At 41.5% G+C, this 25,036-nt stretch carries 23 protein-coding genes, 2 rRNA genes and 1 pseudogene (1 of these 26 running past the window's edge); 6 read left to right on the plus strand and 20 right to left on the minus strand.

Annotation, left to right across the window (positions count from 1 at the left end; translation table 11 throughout):
• Window positions 1–31 precede the first annotated feature (31 nt).
• The 4 genes from AB8618_RS14435 to ccoG form a co-directional block, all read right to left on the minus strand.
• Window positions 32–670 carry a thiol:disulfide interchange protein DsbA/DsbL gene (locus AB8618_RS14435; RefSeq protein WP_413400894.1) on the minus strand — a complete coding sequence of 213 codons (639 nt, stop codon included), beginning with the start codon at window positions 668–670 and terminating at the stop codon, window positions 32–34.
• Window positions 671–689: 19 nt separating this feature from the next.
• A complete protein-coding gene (locus AB8618_RS14440) occupies window positions 690–1,313 on the minus strand; it encodes a thiol:disulfide interchange protein DsbA/DsbL (RefSeq protein ID WP_138596725.1) in 624 nt (207 codons plus the stop codon).
• A 36-nt stretch (window positions 1,314–1,349) separates the two neighbouring features.
• Complete coding sequence (locus tag AB8618_RS14445) at window positions 1,350–2,324, minus strand: serine/threonine protein kinase (RefSeq protein ID WP_055013406.1); 975 nt, start codon at window positions 2,322–2,324, stop codon at window positions 1,350–1,352.
• A gap of 78 nt (window positions 2,325–2,402) precedes the next feature.
• Entirely contained in the window at window positions 2,403–3,833 is a 1,431-nt protein-coding gene (gene ccoG / locus AB8618_RS14450) for a cytochrome c oxidase accessory protein CcoG (protein ID WP_413400895.1), read from the minus strand.
• Between the two features lie 283 nt (window positions 3,834–4,116).
• Here ccoG and AB8618_RS14455 point away from each other — a divergent pair, with 283 nt between their 5' ends.
• Together AB8618_RS14455 and AB8618_RS14460 are read left to right on the plus strand one after the other, a co-directional pair.
• Window positions 4,117–4,476 carry a hypothetical protein gene (locus tag AB8618_RS14455; protein ID WP_409424073.1) on the plus strand — a complete coding sequence of 120 codons (360 nt, stop codon included), beginning with the start codon at window positions 4,117–4,119 and terminating at the stop codon, window positions 4,474–4,476.
• Window positions 4,476–4,682, plus strand: a complete 207-nt coding sequence (locus tag AB8618_RS14460) for a hypothetical protein (protein WP_409424074.1) — start codon at window positions 4,476–4,478, stop codon at window positions 4,680–4,682. The genes AB8618_RS14455 and AB8618_RS14460 overlap by 1 nt, the downstream gene beginning before the upstream one ends.
• Before the next feature lie 32 nt (window positions 4,683–4,714).
• Here the strand turns inward: AB8618_RS14460 and AB8618_RS14465 are convergent, their stop codons facing one another.
• The 13 genes and pseudogenes from AB8618_RS14465 to gspC form a co-directional block, all read right to left on the minus strand.
• A complete protein-coding gene (locus AB8618_RS14465; RefSeq protein WP_413400896.1) occupies window positions 4,715–5,302 on the minus strand; it encodes a UPF0149 family protein in 588 nt (195 codons plus the stop codon).
• A gap of 21 nt (window positions 5,303–5,323) precedes the next feature.
• On the minus strand, window positions 5,324–6,082 hold the full coding sequence (locus tag AB8618_RS14470; RefSeq protein WP_413400897.1) for a type II secretion system protein N: 759 nt from the start codon (window positions 6,080–6,082) through the stop codon (window positions 5,324–5,326).
• Between the two features lie 3 nt (window positions 6,083–6,085).
• Window positions 6,086–6,559: a type II secretion system protein GspM gene (gspM, locus tag AB8618_RS14475; protein WP_413400898.1), complete on the minus strand. Its 474-nt coding sequence runs from the start codon at window positions 6,557–6,559 to the stop codon at window positions 6,086–6,088.
• Window positions 6,556–7,764: a type II secretion system protein GspL gene (gene gspL, locus AB8618_RS14480; RefSeq protein WP_413400899.1), complete on the minus strand. Its 1,209-nt coding sequence runs from the start codon at window positions 7,762–7,764 to the stop codon at window positions 6,556–6,558. Before gspL ends, gspM begins: the two co-directional genes overlap by 4 nt.
• Complete coding sequence (gspK, locus tag AB8618_RS14485; protein WP_010393017.1) at window positions 7,761–8,747, minus strand: type II secretion system minor pseudopilin GspK; 987 nt, start codon at window positions 8,745–8,747, stop codon at window positions 7,761–7,763. The genes gspL and gspK overlap by 4 nt, the downstream gene beginning before the upstream one ends.
• Complete coding sequence (gene gspJ / locus AB8618_RS14490; RefSeq protein ID WP_413400900.1) at window positions 8,747–9,412, minus strand: type II secretion system minor pseudopilin GspJ; 666 nt, start codon at window positions 9,410–9,412, stop codon at window positions 8,747–8,749. The genes gspK and gspJ overlap by 1 nt, the downstream gene beginning before the upstream one ends.
• Window positions 9,413–9,787 (minus strand): type II secretion system minor pseudopilin GspI, encoded by a 375-nt coding sequence (gene gspI / locus AB8618_RS14495; RefSeq protein ID WP_008113415.1) that lies wholly within the window; start codon window positions 9,785–9,787, stop codon window positions 9,413–9,415.
• A complete protein-coding gene (gspH, locus tag AB8618_RS14500) occupies window positions 9,787–10,374 on the minus strand; it encodes a type II secretion system minor pseudopilin GspH (RefSeq protein WP_413400901.1) in 588 nt (195 codons plus the stop codon). The genes gspI and gspH overlap by 1 nt, the downstream gene beginning before the upstream one ends.
• A 49-nt stretch (window positions 10,375–10,423) precedes the next feature.
• Window positions 10,424–10,846, minus strand: coding sequence for a type II secretion system major pseudopilin GspG (gspG, locus tag AB8618_RS14505; protein WP_008113417.1), 423 nt, complete (start codon window positions 10,844–10,846; stop codon window positions 10,424–10,426).
• A gap of 69 nt (window positions 10,847–10,915) precedes the next feature.
• Window positions 10,916–12,149 (minus strand): annotated as a pseudogene (gene gspF / locus AB8618_RS14510) (type II secretion system inner membrane protein GspF).
• A 2-nt stretch (window positions 12,150–12,151) separates the two neighbouring features.
• Window positions 12,152–13,717: a type II secretion system ATPase GspE gene (gspE, locus tag AB8618_RS14515; protein ID WP_413402887.1), complete on the minus strand. Its 1,566-nt coding sequence runs from the start codon at window positions 13,715–13,717 to the stop codon at window positions 12,152–12,154.
• A complete protein-coding gene (gene gspD, locus AB8618_RS14520; protein WP_413400903.1) occupies window positions 13,710–15,773 on the minus strand; it encodes a type II secretion system secretin GspD in 2,064 nt (687 codons plus the stop codon). The genes gspE and gspD overlap by 8 nt, the downstream gene beginning before the upstream one ends.
• Before the next feature lie 26 nt (window positions 15,774–15,799).
• Entirely contained in the window at window positions 15,800–16,741 is a 942-nt protein-coding gene (gene gspC, locus AB8618_RS14525; protein WP_413400904.1) for a type II secretion system protein GspC, read from the minus strand.
• Window positions 16,742–16,936: 195 nt separating this feature from the next.
• Here gspC and hslR point away from each other — a divergent pair, with 195 nt between their 5' ends.
• The 3 genes from hslR to AB8618_RS14540 all read left to right on the plus strand — a co-directional run bounded on the left by hslR (window position 16,937) and on the right by AB8618_RS14540 (window position 20,020).
• Entirely contained in the window at window positions 16,937–17,359 is a 423-nt protein-coding gene (gene hslR, locus AB8618_RS14530) for a ribosome-associated heat shock protein Hsp15 (RefSeq protein WP_138608173.1), read from the plus strand.
• Window positions 17,360–17,371: 12 nt separating this feature from the next.
• Window positions 17,372–18,217 (plus strand): Hsp33 family molecular chaperone HslO, encoded by an 846-nt coding sequence (hslO, locus tag AB8618_RS14535; RefSeq protein ID WP_413400905.1) that lies wholly within the window; start codon window positions 17,372–17,374, stop codon window positions 18,215–18,217.
• Between the two features lie 264 nt (window positions 18,218–18,481).
• The gene (locus AB8618_RS14540) at window positions 18,482–20,020 is read left to right on the plus strand and encodes a phosphoenolpyruvate carboxykinase (RefSeq protein ID WP_008113429.1); all 1,539 of its coding nucleotides are present in this window, start codon (window positions 18,482–18,484) and stop codon (window positions 20,018–20,020) included.
• A gap of 1,119 nt (window positions 20,021–21,139) precedes the next feature.
• Here the strand turns inward: AB8618_RS14540 and AB8618_RS14545 are convergent.
• The gene (locus AB8618_RS14545) at window positions 21,140–22,183 is read right to left on the minus strand and encodes an IS110 family transposase (protein WP_409423286.1); all 1,044 of its coding nucleotides are present in this window, start codon (window positions 22,181–22,183) and stop codon (window positions 21,140–21,142) included.
• Window positions 22,184–22,345: 162 nt separating this feature from the next.
• On the opposite strand from AB8618_RS14545, the gene AB8618_RS14550 reads away from it, so the two are divergent.
• Window positions 22,346–22,468 (plus strand): hypothetical protein, encoded by a 123-nt coding sequence (locus AB8618_RS14550; protein WP_413400906.1) that lies wholly within the window; start codon window positions 22,346–22,348, stop codon window positions 22,466–22,468.
• 5 nt (window positions 22,469–22,473) lie between these two features.
• Here AB8618_RS14550 and rrf read toward each other — a convergent pair.
• Together rrf and AB8618_RS14560 are read right to left on the minus strand one after the other, a co-directional pair.
• Window positions 22,474–22,588: ribosomal RNA gene (rrf, locus tag AB8618_RS14555) — 5S ribosomal RNA — on the minus strand.
• A 137-nt stretch (window positions 22,589–22,725) separates the two neighbouring features.
• A 23S ribosomal RNA gene (locus AB8618_RS14560) occupies window positions 22,726–25,036 on the minus strand; it runs 574 nt beyond the window's last position.

The following is a 25,036-nucleotide window of genomic DNA, read 5'->3' on the forward strand; positions in this document are numbered from 1 at the left end:
CTTTCGGAGCTTTTTTATTTCACTAAACTACTTATTTATTTGCTAAGTAGTTAATAAGTGAACTTACATCTTCTGGCGATGAAATACCTGACTCGCCACCTAAGTTAAGCTTATATTTACCATTAACAATAAATGTTGGAACGCCACGCAGTGCCCCTTTTCCTTTAAAGTAATCTTGGTCGCGCTTCATTTTAGAGCTCAGTGTACGTACCGAGAAGCTTTCAAATAATTTATCAAATTTGTCGCCATCTACACCTTGCGCTAAAAATACATCTTTTACATCTGCAAGCTCATTAAAACGAGCACGCTTTGCGTGAATGTGGTCAAACATTGCTGAAATAATTTTATCTTTTTGCGGTAGTACTTCAGCAGTAGCTAGTGCTTGGCTGATCATGGTTTGATGTTCTGGGTCACGAACGCCCACGAAATCCACATGGCTTTTCTTGAACTTTACGTTTTTGTCTAGCTTAGGTTTGATCTCAGCAAGCAGTGGCTCCATGTTATTACATGCAGGGCAGTAAAAAGAGAAAAACTCTTTTACTTCTGGCTTTCTGGTTGCACGATCAGAGACGACATCATAATGTACGCCCTCTTCGTAAGTGGCAGCAAAACTGGTTGCAGCTAAAGGGAGTATTACAGCAAGCAACCCTGCTTTAACTAATTTGATCATTATTATGGTGCTCCAAAAATTATAGTTCTAGTAAAAAGCTAATTAACTCATCAAGTTCTTGTTGGCTCTTGATTGTATTAATATTGATTTTATATTTGTCATTTACGATAAATGTAGGTACGCCAGTTAATGCGCCAAGCTCAGAATATTTATTCTGCTTATCTTGCATGGCACGTTCAGCTGCTATGATAGGCAAACTAGCAATATCATTATCAAATGTGCTGTTATCAATTGCGTTAAGCTCCAATAACTTCTTAACGTCTTTAATTTCTGTTAATGGTGCACGCTGAATATGGATGCTTTTAAAAATTTGCGCTGTTACCGCTTCGGCTTGACCATGCTTTTTTGCAATTAAGTAAGCAAAGCTCAGGTTACTTTGTGCTTGTGGTGAAACGCCCCCTAAAAAGTTAACATGATTTTTTACAAACTCAGCCCCTTCAGGTAAGTTTTCTGCAATCCCTTTTGCTACCGGCTCAAACTTAAAACAGTGCGGGCAATAGAAAGAGAAGAATTCGGTTACGTTTGGCGTTTTACTCTTTTCAACGTCAATCACAGTATATTGATTACCTGCTTCAAAGTTGGCAGCTAGTGCTGCGAAAGGTAAACATAGGATCAGTAAACTTAGTTTTAATTTTTTAAGCATGAATATCTCGTTATACTTCTTTTTTAAATAAAAATATTATGGCAATAATTTTAACGGGGCTTCTTGCAAAGCTGCAAGCTGTTCTTTAAGCGCTAAAATTTGTTGCTCCCAGTATTTGTCATCTGCAAACCATGAAAAGTTCCGTACAAAAGCAGGATCGCTCCAACGTTTTGCAACCCACCCCATGTAATGAATCATACGCATGGCGCGAAGCGGTTCGATCAGCTTCAGTTGTGAGTGATCAAAATCGCAAAACTCCTCATACGCATTCACTAAAGTGTCTAACTGTAACAGCTGTGTTTGTCGATCGCCACTGAGCATCATCCATAAATCTTGAATTGCAGGTCCTTGGCGGCTATCGTCTAAATCAACAAACATCAGCGCGTCCCCAGCCCATAAAATATTACCAGCATGACAGTCTCCGTGTAAGCGAATACTGTCTACATTTTTATATTGCAGCTGCGCTTGGGCGATAACTAAATCTAAAATAGTGTAGAAAGAAGTCTCTAGCCCCATAGGGACTAAATTACTTTTTTGTAAATGAACTTTAGCTGTATGCAGGTATTCATCGCAGCTAACGATTGGTCTTTGGGTAAAGGGCTGCGTTTTCGCTACTTGGTGCATGCGACCAATTAAACGCCCTAGTACGTCAAGCTGATCTAAATTATCGACTTCAAATAAACGCCCGCCTACACTTGGGAATAAAGTAAATAAATACCCTTGGTGTTCAAATAAGCTTTGCCCATTATGCTTTATTGGCGCAACGACCGGTACTTCTGCGGCTGCCAGTTCAAAAGCAAAATCATGCTCCTCTTGAATTTGTGCTTTGCTCCAGCGCTCAGGGCGATAAAACTTAACAACGTAACGTTTTCCACCCTCAGCTACAAATTGATACACTCGATTTTCGTAGCTATTTAGCGCTAACAACCCTGACTCAGCGTAAATATCAACGCTTTCGATGGCATCCAAAATAAGATCTGGGGTTAAGTCAATAAAGCTAAATTTACTCATATACTTCTTATATAAAAGAAAAGCGGGAATATCCCGCTTTTTTGTTAATAACAGTGTTCGTTTTTTAATACAGACTCTTTATCGCGCTTTAAAAAAGTTACTTTGCTGCGATATTTGGTTATCGGGTTCGTTTATTGGCGACAGTACAAAGTTAAACTCGGTCATTGGCGCTTTTAAATCATAAGGGTCCATTACTAATGATAACGGCACATTATGCGATTCACCAGCGTTCACCGTAAAGGTGGTATCACCTATGTATTTATAGTTATCTAACCCTTTAACATCAATAGAGAATGTTTGCTCGTACTGTGCCTTATTAATCACTTTTAAGGTGTAGGTGTTTTCAACTAAGCCATTAAAATCTACACGATACAACTGATTGCGATCACGGATAATATCAAAGTCCATAGGTTTACGCATAGCTATATTGGCTACCAACGCACCGGTAAGTAAGACTAAAATAATACTGTAACCAATCAGTTTAGGACGCAGCGGATGAGTTTTATTCTCTGGGGTTTCCAAGTTACGCTCGGTGGTATAAGAGATTAGGCCTCGAGGATAATTCATTTTGTCCATTACGCCGTCACAGGCGTCAATACACGCGCCACAGTTTATACACTCGTATTGCAGACCATTACGAATATCAATCCCAGTTGGGCAAACCTGCACACACAAGTTACAGTCAATACAATCACCTAACCCCAGCTCTTTTGGGTCTTGTTTACGCGAACGTGGCCCGCGGTTTTCACCACGCGCTTCATCGTAGCTTACAGTAAAGGTGTCTTTATCAAACATTGCTGACTGAAAACGTGAGTATGGGCATATATGTAAACACATAATTTCGCGCATCCAACCCGCATTACCATAAGTACAAATAGTAAATACAATAATACTAACTAAGGCATAACCGCCCACATTAAAGGTAACAAATTCAGGGAGTAGTTCGCGAATAGGCGTAAAATAACCAACAAAAGTTAACGCTGTATATAGAGAAAATAGCGCCCAACTAGTGTGCTTTGCGGTTTTTCTCCAGAATTTATCAAAATCCATTGGCCGCTGATCTAACTTTTTACGTTGATTAGCACTGCCCTCAAATTTTTCTTCAAACCAAATAAAAATGAAGGTCCATACTGTTTGCGGACAGGTATAGCCACACCATACTCGGCCATAAAAAGTAGTCACTAAAAATAGAGCAAACGCCGCAAGCATAAAAATAAATGCAAGAATAGTGAAGTCTTGTGGCCACAGGGTTAAACCAAAAATATTAAACTTTTGCTCCATTAGCTCAAACAACACAGCTTGCTGACCATTAAAGTTGATCCAAGGCAATAACATAAACGCTAGCATGCCTAAAAAGCCGATACGTTGTCTTAGTAATTGATGAAGCCCAGTAACCGCACGTACATAAATACGATTGCGAGGATTAAATCTATCTTCTTGACGGCTCAGATCAGGTTTTTGGATCTTAACCTCTGTTGGTATGTTTTTTACTTTAATTTGCTTATCCATTGAAGTTCCTCAACGCCGCTAGGAAATAAAAATTCAGCAATCTTTTTGTACTTTTCGTCTAAGTGTAGCAACTTGCATGCTAAACATAATACGCTTTAAGTCGCACTTGTGTACTTTCAGATATTTCAGAAATATCTAACTACTGCCTCTTATTATACGCATATTAGCTAAAATTACTGACTAGATTGCTAATAATTTATTCAATTTGTGACTTGCTTTTAAGGTGTATTTTATTACACTTGCCGGCTACTAAAGTGTTGTTTGGATCAAGGTTTGTATATTTATGAAGAAATTTTTTATACTAGTGGTTGTGATCCTAGCATTTTTTACCGTTGATCATCCTTTGGTAAAAGAACCGCGCGAACGGTTGCTCGGTGATGGTATCGGCTTGTTAAGCAGCTCAACTAAAGTAGATCGCTTTCCTGTAGCAACCATGATCAGAAACAAAGTGAATCAGCAATTAGCACTTTCTCGCTCTGAGCAAGACTATGTTGCTAAAACATTTACTACGGATGAATCAGTCAAGTTATTTGAACTACGCTATTGTCGCCAAGGTGATCTAAACCTTTATTTTTACGAAGAGCGATTACTTACTGTATGCCGTATTATCAAAGAGTCATTAGCGCAGGCGAGAGTAAAGTAATGGATTTTTCTGGTTTAAATAAAAAAGCAAGCAACTCATTTCACAAACATCGCACCATGCTTAAGCAATTAGCACAGGGTAAAACGTTAAAATGCGAACATTGTAATAGCGTGTTAACCCTTAATTTAGCCACCAGCGAGTCTAGTAAGGGAGTAATACAGTGCAAACAAGGTTGCACTGATATTGAATTAGAAATTGGCGGTTAAGTGTTAAGAACAAGGTTTAAGCGCTAGAAAACTTACTCTTCCCACTCTTCATCAGTATACAAGCCACTGTTAAGCGCTACAATTTCGATAAGTTCAGCAAAACCTATCGCAAAGTCGCCCATTAACTCGTACTGCTGCTCACATAAGTGTAATTCATCAATATTATTTTGTTGTGCAATTTGCACAATAACTTGTTTATCGAGTGCAAAAAAGCTGAGCGTCGCCTGTGCGCTTTCAAGCGCTTGCTTGTATTGAATATCAAGTTGCTCACTTGCTAGTAACTTATGGGTATACGCTTGGCTTGCGGTTAAAAAACCCGCTGACCAGTGCTGGCAAAAGTCATATTCAAACTCAGCGGGTAACTTATAACCCAGCTCAAATACTTGCTCACTCACTTGATGATGTAACGCCATAAATAAAAACAATATGTCTTCATCAAGGTCGTTTGCTGTATTAGGGAGGATATTCTCTAACCATTGGTGAACTTCTAATGGCTCAGGTGAACATATAACGCCAAATAAATAACCTTGGCTTTGAGTAAGGCTCATTGCGCCTGATTGGGTATTTAAAAACTCGCTGAGCAGCTTAGCATGCTGCTCAGTAAACTGAGGTATTTGCATTAAAACTCTTTATATAAAATATTAAAATTTAAGTGGGTAACGACCTTGGTTATCTGGTCTACCTAAAAACTTCACCGCGTCATGTACCTCTTTGGGTAAAGTTAGATCAGGCTTAACATATCCCGCAACTTTAAAGTCAAAATTAGCCTTTAGTGTAGCATCTGCCTCTAACCCTAATCTATTGTCTGGCTCGATGAGTATAGCAACATCGCCCGACTTACAACTTAATTTGCCACTGAGATCACCGATATTGAACCAACCAGTTAAACCTTGTACGTCAATATCAGGGCTGGCTATTTCACCTTGGAGTGATTGACAATATGGCGCCCCAGAAACGTATTCATCGAGCTCTAAAATTACACGTCCTTTAGCGGTAACCGGTAACGGCAAATCAATTCGCTGCATTGCTCGCTCAACCGTTGAACGCACTACGGTATCACTTATTTTAAGTTCATCATTTGCTAGTGAATAACTAATATCTGCATAGCCCGATATGTCACTGCGTTCGCGAGGATTACCAAAGCGTAAGTTAGTATTCACTTGAGCTTTAAATAATGACCAGCCAGATATATCCCAGCGTACATTATTTAATTGCTCACCTTCAAAGCGCAGCTGCATAACTTGTCCCTTCCATATAGTGCCAACAGTTTGACCTATTTCTAGCTGCGGTGGAAAATACGGTTTAGCTAAATTTAAAGCAACCGCAGCCGGTAATTTAATAACGCTAAAAACAATAAAGCTCATTAAAAAAACGATGGATAATATTATTATTTTTTTCATTAACTACTTCTCTAATACTAAACGGCTTACGCGTACATAACCGGATTTATCATCTTGGCTTAAATCTAGATTTTCTACGCTTAAACCATGCTGATTAACGAGCTCGTCAATCCATTGGATTAATAGATTAAACTCTACTGAGTCGAGCGTTAAACGAAGTGAATTATCATTAGGCTGCATTTTACTAATGTTAATGCTGTAACGGCCGCGCGTATTATTAACTATTTGGCTGAGATTTTGATTACTCACAGCTTGCGTTTTACCTGCAGCTTTGAGCTTAACAATACTCTCATCTACCCAGGCTAACAATTCTTGCTGTTTTATTTGTGATTGCTGTGCTCGCTCTATCGCAGTATTTAAAGGCCTAAAAACCCCCATCACCAAAACAAAAATGATAAATACACCGCCTGCAACCATAATTAGTTGTTGCTCTTGATCTTTTAATGAACGCCAATATTGCATGAACTGCTGCTTCATTGTGCACCTCGCAGTCTGATTTCACCGACGATAAAATCGCCATCATTATTTAACGAGCCCTGCTCAACTGTGACCCCTTGCTGCTCGAGAATGGCTTTAACCTTACCAAAAGTTTGAAAGTCTTTACCACGGGCTCGAATGCGCAATTCATTACGGCGTTTGTCAAAGCGTAATGTTTGTGGCGTAAACTCATTCACTTGCGAAAACACGCTCACCAATTTACTGGTTAAATCTAAAAAGCCAGCATCGCTAACACCTTGTACTTTATTCAATGCACCCTGTATTTGATTTTTAATTAAATGAGGGCGTACTCGTGTGCCGGGAAAGGCTTTTTGATATCGCGCTACTACTTGCGATTTAGCTACTTCTAGCTGCGAATTAAGCTGATGCAATTCAACCGCTTTAATAGTCACACTTGATACCAAGGCAACCACACTAATAATGGCAGCACTTTTCCAGTAACCCCACCATAACGCAGTTTTCTTTTTAAGGGTGTAAGGTCCTTGACGCAAATTAAACTTAAGTTTATCAAGTTGTTTAGCAAATAATGCTAACGGTAACTCATAGTCACTTGTTTGCGGATATAAGTTAAGTGCTTCAGGAAACTGATCAGCGGGGCTGTAATGTTTGATATCTGGGTTGCCTAATGCTACTAAATACTCTTTTAGCCAACTGCTTTCAACCGCGCTAATGTGCCAGTCACCTTGTTTAAAGAGCCACTGCTTATTAAGTTCGATGGCAGTAACACATGACTCTTCAGCGCTTGGCAATAGTAATGCATCCGGTACTATTTGATACGGAGTGAGTTGATGTTGTTCAAATACTTCTAACCAGTGCTCAAACCAATCACGGTTCGTTAGCGCAATCTTAATTGCATGCTGCTCATCAACCATAGTTGGCTCTCCAAGCGCGATATAAATGTCGTCTATATCGCATGCAAGATCTTCTTCGAGCATATAGGGCAATGCTTGCTCTAATTTACGGTTCCACTTTGTTGGCAGTGTCACCGTTTTTAATTGCACTTGGTCACATGGTAAAAGTACCACAAGTTCTCGAGTTAATGCTTTTTCAGTTAGTTCACTTAACTGATTGGCATTTTGTAGCTCGCCACTGGCTATTATTTCTTGTTCTTGTGGTGAGTATATTAACCAGTTAAGTAAATCTTGCTCGGTTTGACCCGTGCGGATCAACAGTATCTCTGTCACTGTACGCCTCCAAATTTTCGCGCCAGTATCGTTACCTCGCCATTGCTGGCATAAAGTAATGTGGTCATCGAAAAACGCAAATCAACAAATTTTGCCTGCGTTTGTAATTTAAAATATTCACTTTTTAAACTAAAAAGCTTTTCTACTGCTTTGATATTTTTGCCGCCTTGTTGTTTAACAGACTCAAAAAACTCTTCAATATTATCAAAGCCATTTTCAGGTCGCGCTGCAATTACCGCTTGAGCACCCGAAACACTCAGTTCGTCTATTAGGCCACTGAGCAATAAAGCTTGCTCTTCAGTGACTGTATTAACATTAATTGAAAGTAACGTACTACCTGGGATCACACAGACAAAAGGCAGCACCTTTTCCATCACTAAAGGGTTAAAGCCTTTAATTAAACGCAGTTCAGATACCGAAGCAAATAGGCTATTTGCTGTCATATACGGAAACTGACGCGATAAATACTCGCCTTCTTCAGCTCCTGAGCGATACGTAATACTATTTTTATCTAACCAGTCAAAAACACTATCAGCCATACCTTCTTCAGACTCATCACTGGGTAAGTCTTCTATATTTTCTAATATGGCAAACAACGCTTTATGCGCAGGGTTCGTTTTATTAGTACTGTTTGGGTCAGGCTCAGCACCAAGCGCATTTAAGTTTAAACAGGCTTGTAAATCAGTTAACTGACCGCTTAACGTGCCGTTATCAACTGGATACTTAACATCACCTTGCTTTGCCCACGGCTGCGCTAAGGTGGTTTTTTCTGGATCGTCTTTTTTACTTTGAATTAAGCCTTTAATAGCTAATTCTTCAGCGCCATAAGCATACCATTTAGCCTGTTGCTGACTTTGCAAGTTAGTACTTCTTTGTACCTGTAGCATTAAGTTCGCACTCATTTCTACGGCTAAAATAGCAGCCAGCGCGACAATAAATAACACAATAACTAACGCCGCGCCGCGTGATGTTTTTTGATTCATCAAGGCGTTCCTCGGCCATTTGGTTGCGATTGGTTAGTACCATCATTAACCGGTTTTGGTAACTCTTTACCGAGTCCTGGCACTAAAAAAACACGCCTAATGGGTTCTGCGTCCATGTGCTTTAACGTTACAGCGACCGCTTTAGGTAACGCTTTAATTTGCCAGTCTTCTTGCCACTCACCGTTACCATCTAAAAACTCGAATTTAAGCTCTTCTACATCAGCTAAAACAACTTGGCTACGAGGCTCCAAATTATCGAGTTGATCAACATAAATGCGATACACTCGTTCTAAGTTGTCATCAATTACTCGATAACCAACAGCTTGTAACTCTGAGCGAGGAAGCAAATTAATGGGATTCATCCACCCATCACGCACAAAGGCAATGCCATCAAGCTGGCTTTCTAAAATATAGCGCCCTGCAAGTAAGTAACTCTCTTGAAAATCCCCAGCTTCATTACGCACTTGGCGTTTAGTCATTTGGCTAAAGTCTTGATCCATTAGCCTAAAGGCTGTTTGTAACCCATTTAGCTCAGCAATTTTTTCATCTGATGCTTGTTTGGCACGCGTGGTGGTATCAAGTATTTGGTGGGTGGCCATAATAACAAACACCAACACCCCCAGCGCCACTATCACTTCTAATAATGTAAAACCGCGCTGCTTCACTTATGGCTTACCTTTATTTAAGTAAGTACTTAACTCATAAATTGAATTTTCATACTTATCATCTGTAAACACATTAATAGTGACCTTTACAAAGCTTTTATCAGCAGTGGGCACAACATCTTGGCGCCAAAACCATTCAATCCCCGCCATCATCTCAGTGCCGCGGGTACCATTTTTACCTTGCCATTTTTCGCCTTTCGTTCGTTGTTCTACTAATACATTTTCGGCTACCCATGAGCCATACGTTTGCTCTTCAATGCTAGATAAGTGATGAATATGCTCACCGGTTGCTTGCATTGCAGCAATACCTGCCATGGCACAAATACTTAGCGCAACTAAGACTTCTAATAAGGTAAAGCCTTGGTATCTTTTCATTATTGGGGCTCTCGACGAAAATCTACTGGCGCTGCAAATTTGCCTTCAATAAAATATACCGGCTCCGCCTGATCTTTTAACTCAAGCATGAGCTGAAATGCACTTACATCAGCAGAGGATAAAATAAGTACTTGGGGAACTTTTAATTTTTTAAGTTCTAATAAGCTGTCTTCATTATTGCCACTCATTAACTCACGCCAGTTAGACTGCTCTAATAAGTTATCTTGTGCCCAAGGTAGGTCTTCTAGATTAAGTGTTACTTTGAATTGCTGATCAAACTCAATTGGTTTAAATAACTCTTCCCGCTCAAAACTGATCCACTTTTCGCCATCAAACACTAAAAATTCAAGCGTATTTTGATCAACTAATAAGCCTAACTCTATCTGGTTAAGTACGGCAAATTCTGATGCGGCATTAATGGTGGTATGCAGCCTACTTGCTTGCTTATCTAGCTCTTCCTCTGCGCCGCCATCTAAGCTGTATACCACCATTTTGGTGGCAAAGGCGATGATCACCAATACCACTAAAATTTCTATTAAACTAAAACCATATTGCTTTGCGCTCAAGTGCTTAAGGTTTACCCGCATGGTAAACCCCTATCAACTAAGTTTAAGCGTATGATAAAGTTGATACCCATTACTGCTTATCTTCATCCCAGTTACCAATATCATCATCGGTAGCCGGTTCGCCATCGGGTCCCATAGAAAAAATGTCAAACTTACCAATCTCTCCAGGGCTAATTAATTGGTAATTATTCCCCCACGGATCTTCTGGTAATTTGCTAATAAAGCCACCATCAGGGAAGCGCTTTGGAATAGGCTCAATACTGGTTTTTGTGACTAATGCCTCTAAACCTTGCTCTGTACTTGGGTAGCTCTTATTTTTAAGCTTGTACAAACTCATAGCATCTTCTAACTGCTGAATATCTAAATGCGCTTTATCAATAGCCGCTTCTTCTTGCTGACCCATAATATTAGGTGCCACAATCGACATGATCATCCCGATGATAACCAGTACCACCATCACTTCTAATAAAGAAAAACCTGATTGTTTATTCACGTTATTACCTCGTTATTCTAAAAACACTAAGCAAAAATGATTTAAGTAAATCACTAATATAAAAAATAATTAAAGGCCAACAGCCTTATTCATTGCCATAATTGGCTGCAAAATTGCCATTACTATAAACAATACAATGACTGCCATGGAGGCAATCATTGCAGGTTCTAATAATTTTAATGACACATTGACCATACTTTCAAACTCGCGATCTTGATTGTTAGCGGCTCGCTCTAACATTTGCTCAAGTTCACCGGACTTTTCACCACTGGCTATCATATGCAGCATCATTGGTGGAAACAACTTAGTTTGCTGCAGTGAAGCACGCAGACTTGCTCCTTCACTTACTCTTTCTGCGGCATCAGCCACAGCTTGTTTGATTTTTTCGTTAACTAATACCCCACCAGAAATACGCATTCCTTCTAGTAGCGGTACTGAACTTGACGATAAAATACTTAAAGTACGAGCAAAGCGCGCGGTATTAATCCCTCTAGCAACTTTACCTATGCCTGGCATATGTAATACTTTTGCATCCCACCAAAACCGTACCTTAGGTTTTTTAAGCGCATACTTGATTCCAACCGCAGTAGCGGTGATCGCTAGTAAACTTATAAACCAGTAATTTTGCACAAAATGACTACCTGCCATAACCCACTCGGTGGTCCAAGGTAAAACTTGTTTAGTTTTTTCGAAAGTCTTTAATATTTTAGGTACCACAGTACCTAATAATACCGAAACAATACCAATGGCAAACACCACCAAAATAATCGGATACACCATAGCCTGCGTAATTTGACTGCGCATATGTTGGCGCTGCTCAGTATAATCAGCTAGCCTGTTGAGCACTTGATCTAAGTGACCTGACTTTTCACCTGCCGCCACCATAGCGCGGTACAAATCGTCAAAAACATGCGGAAATTCACTCATACCATCAGCCAGGGTATAACCTTCCACTACTTTCGATCGCACCGACATCAACATACGTTTTAGCCGTGGTTTTTCACACTGCTCAGCAACCGCCATTACCGCCCCCTCTACAGGTAGGGCAGACTGAATTAGGGTTGCAAGCTGACGAGTGATCAAAGCGAGATCGGCAGTTGATATGGTTGGTTTAAATAAAGAGCCGAGTAAGGGAGCTTTTTGACCTTTAACTTGTTTGTCATCTTGCGCAGCAGGCACAACCTCAAGCGGCGTGAGCTTTTGATCGCGCAGAAGCTGGCGAACTTGCTTAGCTGTATCGGCTTCTAAAATACCTTTTTTCTTTTCCCCGGCCATCTAATGCGCGGTATTCAAACGCTGCCATAGTTAGCCTTCCTCACGCGTTACGCGCAGTACTTCTTCAAGCGTTGTTTTACCTGCAAGCACACGGCTGCAGCCATCTTGACGAATGCTTGGGCTGTGCTTACGAATGTATTTCTCTACGCTTTGCTCACCTTTACCGCTGTGGATCATTTCACGAATGGTTTCGTCGACAACTAATAACTCATGAATACCAGTACGACCTCGGTAGCCGTTAAAGTTACACTCTTCACATCCTACCGCGCGATAAATCGTCGGTGCATTGTCAAACGATACGCCGAGTAATTCACATTCACGCTCATCTGCAACGTGACCTTCTTTACAGCTATTACATAAAGTACGTACCAAGCGCTGAGATAATACCCCCAGTAATGAAGACGATAATAAAAATGGCTCAACGCCCATATCTTCCATACGGGTGATTGCACCTGAGGCGGTATTAGTATGTAACGTAGACATAACTAAGTGGCCAGTGAGTGATGCTTGCACACCAATTTGGGCTGTTTCTAAATCTCGTATTTCACCGACCATAACTACATCAGGATCTTGACGTAAAATGGCGCGCAGGCCACGGGCAAAAGTCATATCAACCTTGGTATTAACCTGTGTTTGACCAATACCAGGAATTTCGTACTCGATTGGATCTTCAACCGTTAAAATATTGCGATCCCGGGAGTTAATTTGGCTCATACCTGCATATAGCGTGGTACTTTTACCTGAACCTGTAGGGCCTGTTACTAAGATTATACCGTGCGGCTTGCTAATTAAGTCGGCAAACAGCTCTCGGTTTCGAGCTGTCATACCTAAGTCTTCTAAGTTTAAACGTGCATTGTTTTTATCAAGCAGACGTAGTACCACTCGCTCACCAAAGCTCGATGGCATAGTCGACACACGCACATCTACAGCGCGCCCAGCTATACGTAAACTAATACGGCCATCTTGCGGTATGCGTTTTTCTGCAATATCGAGTTTGGCCATTACTTTAATACGCGATACCAACAAAGAGGCTAGTTTACGATTAGGTTTTAAAACTTCTTTGAGTACGCCATCTACTCGAAAACGAATAACCAGCTCTTGCTCAAACGTTTCGATGTGAATATCAGAAGCGCCTTCTTTAATTGCCTCACTGAGCATGGCATTAATCAGTTTTATAATAGGTGCATCGTCGTCACCGGCAAGCAAGTCTTCTGTTTGAGGGAGCTCATCAGCTAGTGAGAATAAATCAACCTCATTACCAATATCTTCCATCATTTGCTGAGTTTCTGAGCTATCACGTTGATACGATGCTTCTAGTAATAGCTCAAACTTATCATCTTCTAGTTGCTCAAGTGTAAAGCCATGTCCTGCAATACGACGCACTTCTAATAATACATCAACATCAAGCTCACCACGGTAATACACAATTTGGTTATCTTTATGCTTACTGAGTAACGCGCCAACACGTCTGGCATATGAAAACGGCAAACGTTTTGCAGGCAGTTCAATTAAGTCATCTTGAGCAAGCTGTTCATCACTACTATGAGTAATTGGATGAACAACATCTTGATTAATATCTTCTATCGCATTAGTCATCATTACGCTCTTGTGCATTTTGTTTGCGTAAATGCTCTTCATACGTTGGTGGTAACAACAATTCGTCATTCCACTCAGGTAAAATAGGTGTGTCTGACATTGGCATTAAATTAATACCATCTTCACGTTTTTTAAATTGTTCGCCGCGGATAAAGTTATATTTATTAAAGCTAAGTTTATTCATACTAACGCCATCGCGAATAATGGTCGGTCTTATAAATACAATAAGATTACGCTTACGCTTTGTTGTATTAGTTGACTTAAATAAGTGCCCTAAAATAGGGATGTCGCCTAGTAATGGCACTTTTGACACGCTTTCTTGTACATCTTCATCTATCAAGCCGCCTAATACCACCATGCCGCCATCATCGGCCATCACGGTTGTTTTAATTGCGCGCTTATTCACCGAAATATCGACTGCTGTTGCACCACTAACACTGGAAACTTCTTGTTCTATAGTCAACTGTACCGCTGAACCATCATTAATTTGCGGTGTCACTTTAAGCTTTATGCCCACTTCTTGGCGCTCAACCGTCTGGAATGGGTTCGTATTATTACTACCTGTTTGCGAGCCAGTAATAATTGGCACTTCTTGGCCAACTAAAATAGACGCTTCTTCGTTATCCATAGTGGTAATAGACGGAGTCGCTAGAATATTAGAATTAGTATCGGTAGAAACCGCTTGTACGATTGCACCCCAGTCGTTTTTTATCACTCCCATAGCTAAACCATTAATACCACCAAGTAATGATGCAAGCGGGCCGTAGTCACCCTCAGAAGTTTCATCATATTCAGTTGGAGTACCCGTCTCTGTTCCAATAATTGTTTTAGTTATTGTTTTATCACGAGCTTGCTCAGCAGCTACGGCTAAAGCACCGACAGGCACAGTGGTACCATTATTAAATTGCAGCATGCCGCCTTCTTCTGAAATCCATTGCAGACCAAAGTTAACGCCATCGCCTTCCATTACTTCAATTATAATGGCTTCCACTAGTACTTGTGCGCGGCGAATATCTAAGCGCGCAATAACAGATTCTAGTGAACGCATTGTATCTGGCTGAGCGGTAATAACTAATGAATTAGAATCTGGATGAGCTTCAATGCTAGTGTCATTCTTATTACTACTGCGAGTTTTGGTTGCCCCACCTTTTGAGTCCTCTGCCAGCGATTTGCTCACACCTTGGAGTACTTTTACTAAATCTTCGGCCTTTGCGTAGTTGAGGTAAAACACTTTGGTATTACCTTGGCTTTCCAGCTCTCCATCTAAACGTTTAATGAGCTCAATGGCACGTGTGCGTGCTTGGCCTTCACCACTGACAATCACACTATTAGTACGACCATCAGCTACAACTTTAGGAATTAAAAACTCAGGTACGCTACCCTTACCACTATCTTTATAAATATTTTCAACTACTGAGACAACATCATCAGCCGTTGCAAACTTGAGCTTAACGATATCGACTCGCTTATCACCCGCTTGATCAACTGAGCGAATAATTTCTACTAAGCGGTTAACCGAGGCTGCATGACCAGTTAGCATCATGACGTTAGCCGCGTTAAAGTTAGCAACGTGACCACCGTCTTTTTGGTCGCTAAATTGGCGAACTAAAGGGCCTAACTCTTGTACGCTTACATTTTTAACTCGCACAACCCGTGTAATCATCATATCGCCAAGCGCTTGGCTATCAGCAGTAATTAATGGCACGTTTGATTTTTTAGCATCTGAGCTTTTTTCTATTTTGATTATGTTGTTATCCATTTCAACGGCTGAATAACCGTAAACTTCTAAAACATTTAAAAAGAACTGATAGTAAAGCGCCTCATCCATTAATTCATAACTGCGTACATTTACTTTGCCACGCACGTTAGGATCAATAATGATGGTTTTATTAAGGTTTTTGCCAACAATATTAATAAACTCATTAATATCTGTGCCCTTAAAGTTAGCAGCGTATTCAACAGCAGCAACCGACATAGAAAGACTTGCCGCTAAAAAAAGTGCCGCATACTTAGCTAACCCTTTTTTAATTTTTGTGAGGTGTAGCACCTGAACCATTATGTTAAAACTCCAAAGCTAAGTTATTACAGACTAAATAGTACATCTATTTGCTCACCATCACGCTCTATTGTGATAGTTGCATCTGTACTGTTTCGCAGCTCATTCATTGCTGCCATTGCCTGTTTTAAATCTGTTAATTGATAACCGTTAATTGCCACGGCTAAATCGTTATTTTGTAATCCCATTTGTTTAAATAGTTCGGGCTCTTTACCTGGACTCAAACGATAACCTATAAGTTCCCCGTCATTCATCGCTTGAGAAACACGTATATAATCAAATAGCTTGCCAGGACCTTCTAAAAGCTCTTCGCGAGTTTCTATTAATGCTTCTTTCACCTCAAGGTTGGCAGTGGCATCAATTTGTTCATCGCTTTGTGCTGAAGGCGCTAAAGGTCCCATTTCAGACTCATCTCGTGCAGCGAGTACTGGCATTGATACTGTTTTAGTAAAGTCGAGTCCATCAAGCATTAAGGTTTCAAAGCGGCCACTTACATCTAAAATCACACGATCTGGGAGTATTTGCGATACTTTCGCACGTGTACCTTGCACCACATCCTCCACTAAATAACTTGTCTGGCGACCTTGTGACTCAATAATAGCCATTCCCGCCTTATCATCATTACTCACAGCAACAATACCGGTTAAGTTAATACTAAGACGCGTTTCAGGGGCATTATTGATAACTTTAGTTTGCGAAGCAGTATTGGTATTTTTTGTTACATTTACTTTACCAAATAAAAATTGCTCAATGATCGAATCTACAGACTGGTTATTACCGCCCGTTGCTTGGCTAGAGTGGCTAATAGGAACAAGAGGCGATGTTATTGGCTGCGGCCATAATAGCCACATCAATTTTGATAATAAAAATGCAATATAAACAACAACTAAAACCATAACCATTGCACTTAATCTCGCGTGCGGTAAACGGCTTAATAAATGTTTAAATTGTTGAACGTGCTGTTCCATAGGTAGTATTCTTATTTTAATTTATAACGAAATCACTCAGCCATAGTACCTTTTCATTTTTCATTCAACAAGCACGCTAATATTAAACTTTGTAAACAGATTGATTTATTTATCGTATCAGCTATCAAGCAATAGCTACATGCGGTAACGGTTTCGTGATAATTTACCTAGTAGTAAATTTACTAGGGATGTTTTATGACAAAGAAAACTAAACTCAATGACAGCTCAGAAAGCGCTGACGCACTTAAAGTGAGGTTGGACAAATGGTTATGGGCGGCTCGATTTTATAAAACGCGTGCAATAGCACGAGAAATGGTACAAGGCGGCAAAGTACATTATAATGGCCAACGCAGTAAGGCTAGTAAAATTGTAGAAATTGGCGCAATTATAAAGCTAGCCCAAGGCGTTGACGAAAAAACTATCACAGTATTAAATATACTTGAAAAGCGCCAAAGCGCCCCCATTGCACAGTCCATGTATCAAGAATCTGATGCTAGTATTGCTAAGCGTGAAGAAAATAGTATTGCACGCAAAAATAACAGTTTCTTTGCCCCACATCCGGATAAAAAGCCAGATAAGAAGCAAAGACGCGAACTTTTAAAAATGAAATCAAGTTAGGTATAGCCGCTCATGCAACAAGATTTACTTCACCGCTATTTATTTGACAACCTCGATGTTCGTGGCGAACTCGTACAAATAGACAACGCTTACAATGAAATGATTGCGAAACACAATTATCCAGAGCCCGTTAAAGCATTATTAGGTGAGCTGCTTGTTGCAACCTGTTTATTAACAGCAACGTTAAAGTTTGAAGGCGAAATTGCGGTTCAACTACAAGGTGATGGACCCGTAAAATATGCGGTGATCAATGGTGATGATCAACAAAATATGCGTGGCATTGCGCGATTACAACGTGAAGTTACTGGCTCAACGGTAAAAGAGCTTATTGGCCAAGGCTACATGATTATTACGATTACTCCAACTCAAGGTGAGCGTTACCAAGGTATAGTACCTTTAGAGCATGATACATTAAGTGAATGTATAGAAAGCTATTTTGAGCAGTCTGAGCAATTAAAAACACGCCTTTGGTTTGCAACCGATACTGAAGAAGGCAGCGCCAAAGCATGTGGGCTATTTTTACAAGTGCTACCTGTAGATAAACAAAAATCGATTGAAGATTTTGCTCACTTAGAAGCACTCAGCAATACTATTAAAGATGAAGAACTACTAGAGCTTGATGCCAATACTATTTTAACGCGCCTTTATCATGAAGATAACCCACGCGTATTTGACCCTCAACCAATTCAATTTAAATGTGGTTGTAATCGCGAAAAAACGATGGCTGCTTTAGTTAATGTTGGTCAACAAGCGCTTATGGATGATGTCGAAAAAAATGGTGAGATTAAAATGAGCTGCCATTACTGTTTAAAAGATTATGTGTTTAACGAACAAGATATAAAAAATATATTTAACTAATCTAGATTTTTTAAAGCACACTATAAAATAGCCATAATTTTTTATGGCTTTTTTATGTCCAAAAAATGACACCGGTATCACAAGCTGAGCATTTTTCATGACACCGGTATCATTGAAATTATTCATGTTTTTCCCTTAATTTATATGTTTTTACGGCGTTTATAAGCTCGAATATCCTTAATCCATCTGTTACTATATTTGCAGCTTAAAGGTTACTAAGACCCAGAGCTATCCCGTTCAATCTCACACAATTTAGGTATAAACATGACTTCAAGCGCTACCCGTTTTGTCGATCTAACTGCAGCTGAACTTGTCGAACACGCTATCAGCCGTGGCGAAGGGACTTTAGCCGCCAATGGTGCTTTTGTAGCTAACACTGGTCGTCGTACCGGTCGTTCTCCAAAAGATCGTTTTATTGTTCAAGAATCAAGTACTGAAAATGAAATCCAATGGGGCAATGTAAACCGCCCATTCGATGCAGATAAGTTTGATGCCTTATGGGCACGTGTAGAAGCACATGTGCAAAGTAATGACCACTTTATCTCTCACCTTGAAGTAGGCGCTGATCCAGAGCACTACCTTCCAGTGGTTGTAACAACAGAAACTGCTTGGCACCATATCTTCGCTAAAAACATGTTCATCGAACCACAGTCATACAACAAAGCCGACTTTCCTCAGTGGCAAGTAATGAACGTACCTTCGTTTGTATGTGATCCAGAGCGCGATGGTACAAATAGCGATGGCACAGTTATTATTAACTTTGCACAACGTAAAGTGTTACTTGCTGGCATGCGCTACGCGGGTGAAATGAAAAAATCGATGTTCTCTGTGCAAAACTTCCTACTACCAGCGAAAGGTGTGTTACCAATGCACTGTTCTGCTAACGTAGGTGAAGCAGGTGATACCGCATTATTCTTTGGTCTATCAGGTACAGGTAAAACAACATTATCAGCAGATCCAACTCGCTTCTTAATCGGTGACGATGAGCACGGCTGGGCACCAGGTAGTGTATTTAATATCGAAGGTGGTTGTTATGCTAAATGTATCGACCTTTCTCAGAAAAACGAACCAGTTATCTGGGACGCTATTCGATTTGGCACTATTTTAGAGAACGTGGTACTTGATGAAAACCGTGTTCCTGATTTCAACGATACTAGCCTAACTCAAAATAGCCGTGCAGCATACCCATTAGAGCATGTTGAGAAACGCAAAGTTGAAAACCGTGCAGGCGAGCCAAAAGCTGTTGTATTCTTAACATGTGATGTAAGCGGTGTACTTCCGCCAGTGTCTGTACTAACCGAAGAAGCTGCAGCGTTTCATTTCCTAAGTGGCTACACAGCAAAAGTAGGTTCTACAGAGATTGGTTCTACTAGTGATATTGAATCAACATTCTCAACGTGTTTTGGTGCTCCTTTCTTCCCACGTCCTGCAGGTGTGTACGCAGAGCTTCTAATGAAGCGTGTACGTGAATTCGGCGCTAAAGTTTACCTAGTTAATACTGGGTGGACAGGTGGTCCTTACGGTATTGGTAAGCGCTTTGATATTCCAACAACACGTGCTGTTGTTGATGCAATTGTATCTGGAAAATTAGCCGGTGTTGAAACTCAACACATTGACGTGCTAAATCTAGACGTACCAGTTGCAGTACCAGGCGTAGACAGCAAGCTTCTTAACCCAATCAATACATGGGAAGACAAAGCTAAATACGCAGAATATGCGTCTAAACTGGCCGCGGATTTCACAGAAAATTTTGCTAAATACGACGTTTCTGACGAAATTAAAAATGCAGGCCCTAAAGTTTAGTAATCACCTTTAGCCTCATATTTAAAACGCCAACTTTGAGTTGGCGTTTTTGATCCTACCTATTTTAATTTAGCAACGTGGTTTCTTTGCTAATTGCTGATGAGTTACCTAATGTCTAAAGACGTTTTCTCTATGCTTTTGTGCATTTCTAAATAAATACACATCGAGAGCCTATTAAGCTTTAAATAGCAGTTACTGATTTGTATAAACACTGTATTCCATTTCGTGTATCTAAAATTAAACGCCATTTAACTATGTTGAATAGTGCTACTATGCGTTGTCATCAGCAATGAAACAATGCTGCAGGGTAAACCTGCCCAACACCTCACTTTCTACCCTGACAGAGCACATCAAGCAACACAAGCTATTACTGGTAAACTCCTACGAGCACCAGAAGGCTCAAGTCATTCGAGCTGTGCTTGCTTGTATTTGGAGTCGCTGCGGTCTTTTGCCCGTGATTTTCGAGATACTCAACCCAGGCTACGGTGTTCAAGTTAACGCTATACAACTGATAGCTGTCGGCTGATAGCTACATTTTCACTTTCCTGCAGACGTAAAAAAGCCCGACTCTTTCGAATCGGGCTTTCTTGTATTTGGAGTCGGTGCGCTACGCAGTAGAATGACCTACTTTCACATAACACATATGAGCCTTAACTCTGTCAATAGGCATTAGTGTTCTTTTTGACCGTTTTTATAAATTGACGGTCAATTCTAAATCAATAAACAAATTCGTTTACTTCGTCTGTCGATACGGCTGTTAAGCAAGTAGCTTACGGCAAACACATATAGAGGCTCTCTTATTGCGATCTCATCGCAGCCAGGTTTTTCCCATATCCTTTTGGGGTTGCTGGGGCACTAGACATTCATCGGTTAACCTCATCATGGCACTATTCAAGGCGGCTGGTTGCATCATTATGATCCAGTTAGTTTCAGGCTCAAGTCAGGTGTAAGCGACTTTGTTTATTGTATTAATGCACGCGTACTGAGCGTCTAATCAAGACAAGTGGCTTCGGTCTGTAGGCATATAATTAGGTTAAACCTTTTTGGTTATTAACTCACCCAATTGATTGATGCTCAGCCTTATATCCAGTTAGATGTTCAGCTCACTCAGTACCGTGACTAACTCTTTAAGAATTTTGCTTCATCGAATACCGTCTCTTTTTTAAGCATATAATAAACACAGCGACCAAGCTTATGCGCAAGCGCTGACAGTGCTTTGGCTTTGCTCATTCGTTTTTGTAGTTTTTCGAGGTATTTGTTGGCGTTATGATTGTGACGCAGCAGCAATACAGCGGCTTCGGAGAACGCCCATTTTAGATGTGCATTGCCAATTTTGTTACCTTGGGTGCCATAGGTTTTGCCGGCAGACTCTGCTTTACATTTGACTAACCGACTATATGAAGCGAACTTTTGTACGCTTGAAAAACGATTGATGTCACCAATTTCATAGATAATGGTAAGTGCGAGAATGCGGCCTATACCACTAATTGTTTGCAAGATATTAAGGTGGACAGGGTTGTGTTGCTTGGCCATTTGTTCAATATAATGCTCTAAAGGCTTAAGCTCATTGTGATAGCAATCGAGTATGGCCATATTTAAATTAATAGATCGTTGCACAACGGGGTCAGGGAAGTAATAGCGCATCTTTTCTCTGTCGCAGACGTTCTTTAAATTCACGTTGTGGGCAGGTAAATTGTACTGGCTGGCGGTATTGGCGACATGGGCTTTTAAATCAGCCCCGTGGCGAACAATTTTAGTTCTTCGGCGTAATAAGTCGCGCGTAGCACGCATATCTTTGTCATACACATAAGCAAGTGGGAAGTTTCCCCCTCGGATGAGTTTGGCAATTTTATATGAATCTATTTTATCGTTTTTGGCTTTACCGCCATGAATCGCCTTCATATATAACGCATGACCGAGAATAAAGTCGATAGTGTGTTCTTTACAAAAGTCAGCGACCCAATACCAGCAATGCATGCATTCTACGCCAACCACAATGTCACCGGTATACGGTTTAAGTAGTTTTAGTAGTGCTTCTGGGTCATCTTTAATTTTCTTGTGAACAAGGATAAGTCCTGTATTATCAATGATACAGACGTAAAGTAATCGCGCGTGTAAATCGATTCCACAATAATATGGATGCATGTTATTGTAAAAGTTCATTGAGCTTTCTCCTGTAAGGTTGGTTGCCTTTTCAGCGTAGCGAATAATCGCGATGCTGGGGAGGAGGCTCAATGAGTATCAAATGGGATACTATCATTGTGTCGGGGCGGCCTTCCGCGGGGCTCGCCTTCGAGCTGTTTCACTTGATGTATAGGAATACGAATGCCGTGGAGCACAGGATGTGCAAGAGCGGCCACTACTGAGTTCGGCATGGGGTCTTGGCTATTTTTATTAAATCCCAAACAGCAAAAAACCCGCTACATTGCTGTAACGGGTTTCTCTTAATTGGAGCCTGGTAATGACCTACTTTCACATAACAAATGCTACACTATCATCGGCGCTGTTTCGTTTCACTACTGAGTTCGGCATGGGGTCAGGTGGGTCCAAAACGCTATTGTCACCAAGCAAATTTGGTTGTCAGTCCGTATTACTACGCACTAACTAAAATTTGGAATTCTGATAATAAAAGTTTTCAGTAATCTACTTTAGTCTATTAACTTCTTCGCTTGTTTCACTATCACATAAAACGCGTTTGGCGTTGTATGGTTAAGCCTCACGGGTAATTAGTACAAGTTAGCTTAATGGCTCACACCACTTCCACATCTTGCCTATCAACGTTGTAGTCTTCAACGGCCCTTCAGAGACTTTAAAAGTCTAGTGAGAACTCATCTCGAGGCCTGCTTCGCGCTTAGATGCTTTCAGCGCTTATCAGTTCCGAACGTAGCTACCGGGCAATGCCATTGGCATGACAACCCGAACACCAGCGGTTCGTTCACTCCGGTCCTCTCGTACTAGGAGCAACCCCTCTCAATTCTCAAACGCCCACGGCAGATAGGGACCGAACTGTCTCACGACGTTCTAAACCCAGCTCGCGTACCACTTTAAATGGCGAACAGCCATACCCTTGGGACCGACTTCAGCCCCAGGATGTGATGAGCCGACATCGAGGTGCCAAACACCGCCGTCGATATGAACTCTTGGGCGGTATCAGCCTGTTATCCCCGGAGTACCTTTTATCCGTTGAGCGATGGCCCTTCCATTCAGAACCACCGGATCACTATGACCTACTTTCGTACCTGCTCGACGTGTCTGTCTCGCAGTTAAGCTGGCTTCTACCATTACACTAACCGTACGATGTCCGACCGTACTTAGCCAACCTTCGTGCTCCTCCGTTACTCTTTGGGAGGAGACCGCCCCAGTCAAACTACCCACCAGGCACTGTCCGTAACCCCGATTCAGGGGCCAACGTTAGAACATCAAAACTACAAGGGTGGTATTTCAAGGACGACTCCACAAAAACTAGCGTCTCTGCTTCAAAGTCTCCCACCTATCCTACACATGTAGGTTCAATGTTCAGTGCCAAGCTGTAGTAAAGGTTCACGGGGTCTTTCCGTCTAGCCGCGGGTACACAGCATCTTCACTGCGATTTCAATTTCACTGAGTCTCGGGTGGAGACAGCGTGGCCATGGTTACACCATTCGTGCAGGTCGGAACTTACCCGACAAGGAATTTCGCTACCTTAGGACCGTTATAGTTACGGCCGCCGTTTACCGGGGCTTCGATCAAGAGCTTCTCCGAAGATAACCCCATCAATTAACCTTCCGGCACCGGGCAGGTGTCACACCGTATACGTCATCTTGCGATTTTGCACAGTGCTGTGTTTTTAATAAACAGTCCCAGCCACCTGGTCACTGCGGCTCCAATCAGCTTAGAGAGCAAGTCTCATCACCAATCGGAGCGTACCTTCTCCCGAAGTTACGGTACGATTTTGCCTAGTTCCTTCACCCGAGTTCTCTCAAGCGCCTTAGTATTCTCTACCTGACCACCTGTGTCGGTTTGGGGTACGATTCGGTATAATCTGAAGCTTAGAGGCTTTTCCTGGAAGTATGGCATCAGCAACTTCATCACCGTGGTGACTCGTCTCGTGTCTCAGCCTAACAGCAACCCGGATTTACCTAAGTCGCTAGCCTACACACTTTCACATGGACTACCATCGCCATGCTTGCTTAGCCTGCTCCGTCCCCCCATCGCAATTATACCAAGTACGGAAATATTAATCCGTTTCCCATCGACTACGCCTTTCGGCCTCGCCTTAGGGGTCGACTTACCCTACCCTGATTAACATGGGATAGGAACCCTTGGTCTTCCGGCGTGCGGGTTTTTCACCCGCATTATCGTTACTCATGTCAGCATTCGCACTTCTGATACGTCCAGCATACCTCCCGGTACACCTTCAACCGCTTACAGAACGCTCCCCTACCACTCAGAATAAATTCTGAATCCGCAGCTTCGGTGCATAGTTTAGCCCCGTTACATCTTCCGCGCAGACCGACTCGACCAGTGAGCTATTACGCTTTCTTTAAAGGATGGCTGCTTCTAAGCCAACCTCCTGGCTGTCTGGGCCTTTCCACATCGTTTCCCACTTAACTATGACTTTGGGACCTTAGCTGGCGGTCTGGGTTGTTTCCCTCTTCACGACGGACGTTAGCACCCGCCGTGTGTCTCCCGGATATTACTTTACGGTATTCGGAGTTTGCAAAGGGTTGGTAAGTCGGGATGACCCCCTAGCCTTAACAGTGCTCTACCCCCGTAAGTATTCGTCCGAGGCTCTACCTAAATAGATTTCGGGGAGAACCAGCTATCTCCCGGTTTGATTAGCCTTTCACTCCTAACCACAGGTCATCCCCTAACTTTTCAACGTTAGTGGGTTCGGTCCTCCAGTTGATGTTACTCAACCTTCAACCTGCCCATGGCTAGATCACCGGGTTTCGGGTCTATACCTTGCAACTATTCGCCCAGTTAAGACTCGGTTTCCCTACGGCTACCCTAATCGGTTAACCTCGCTACAAAATA

Source organism: Pseudoalteromonas sp. RW-H-Ap-1 (genome assembly GCF_048318575.1).
Taxonomy (GTDB): domain Bacteria; phylum Pseudomonadota; class Gammaproteobacteria; order Enterobacterales; family Alteromonadaceae; genus Pseudoalteromonas.

Excerpts from the sequence above, each read along its gene's own strand:
- AB8618_RS14435 (WP_413400894.1), bottom strand. The coding sequence starts at position 670 with ATGATCAAATTAGTTAAAGCAGGGTTGCTTGCTGTAATACTCCCTTTA.
- AB8618_RS14440 (WP_138596725.1), bottom strand. The coding sequence starts at position 1,313 with ATGCTTAAAAAATTAAAACTAAGTTTACTGATCCTATGTTTACCTTTC.
- AB8618_RS14445 (WP_055013406.1), bottom strand. The coding sequence starts at position 2,324 with ATGAGTAAATTTAGCTTTATTGACTTAACCCCAGATCTTATTTTGGAT.
- ccoG (WP_413400895.1), bottom strand. The coding sequence starts at position 3,833 with ATGGATAAGCAAATTAAAGTAAAAAACATACCAACAGAGGTTAAGATC.
- AB8618_RS14455 (WP_409424073.1), top strand. The coding sequence starts at position 4,117 with ATGAAGAAATTTTTTATACTAGTGGTTGTGATCCTAGCATTTTTTACC.
- AB8618_RS14460 (WP_409424074.1), top strand. The coding sequence starts at position 4,476 with ATGGATTTTTCTGGTTTAAATAAAAAAGCAAGCAACTCATTTCACAAA.
- AB8618_RS14465 (WP_413400896.1), bottom strand. The coding sequence starts at position 5,302 with ATGCAAATACCTCAGTTTACTGAGCAGCATGCTAAGCTGCTCAGCGAG.
- AB8618_RS14470 (WP_413400897.1), bottom strand. The coding sequence starts at position 6,082 with ATGAAAAAAATAATAATATTATCCATCGTTTTTTTAATGAGCTTTATT.
- gspM (WP_413400898.1), bottom strand. The coding sequence starts at position 6,559 with ATGAAGCAGCAGTTCATGCAATATTGGCGTTCATTAAAAGATCAAGAG.
- gspK (WP_010393017.1), bottom strand. The coding sequence starts at position 8,747 with ATGAATCAAAAAACATCACGCGGCGCGGCGTTAGTTATTGTGTTATTT.
- gspI (WP_008113415.1), bottom strand. The coding sequence starts at position 9,787 with ATGAAAAGATACCAAGGCTTTACCTTATTAGAAGTCTTAGTTGCGCTA.
- gspH (WP_413400901.1), bottom strand. The coding sequence starts at position 10,374 with ATGCGGGTAAACCTTAAGCACTTGAGCGCAAAGCAATATGGTTTTAGT.
- gspE (WP_413402887.1), bottom strand. The coding sequence starts at position 13,717 with ATGACTAATGCGATAGAAGATATTAATCAAGATGTTGTTCATCCAATT.
- gspD (WP_413400903.1), bottom strand. The coding sequence starts at position 15,773 with ATGGTTCAGGTGCTACACCTCACAAAAATTAAAAAAGGGTTAGCTAAG.
- gspC (WP_413400904.1), bottom strand. The coding sequence starts at position 16,741 with ATGGAACAGCACGTTCAACAATTTAAACATTTATTAAGCCGTTTACCG.
- hslR (WP_138608173.1), top strand. The coding sequence starts at position 16,937 with ATGACAAAGAAAACTAAACTCAATGACAGCTCAGAAAGCGCTGACGCA.
- hslO (WP_413400905.1), top strand. The coding sequence starts at position 17,372 with ATGCAACAAGATTTACTTCACCGCTATTTATTTGACAACCTCGATGTT.
- AB8618_RS14540 (WP_008113429.1), top strand. The coding sequence starts at position 18,482 with ATGACTTCAAGCGCTACCCGTTTTGTCGATCTAACTGCAGCTGAACTT.
- AB8618_RS14545 (WP_409423286.1), bottom strand. The coding sequence starts at position 22,183 with ATGAACTTTTACAATAACATGCATCCATATTATTGTGGAATCGATTTA.
- AB8618_RS14550 (WP_413400906.1), top strand. The coding sequence starts at position 22,346 with ATGCCGTGGAGCACAGGATGTGCAAGAGCGGCCACTACTGAGTTCGGC.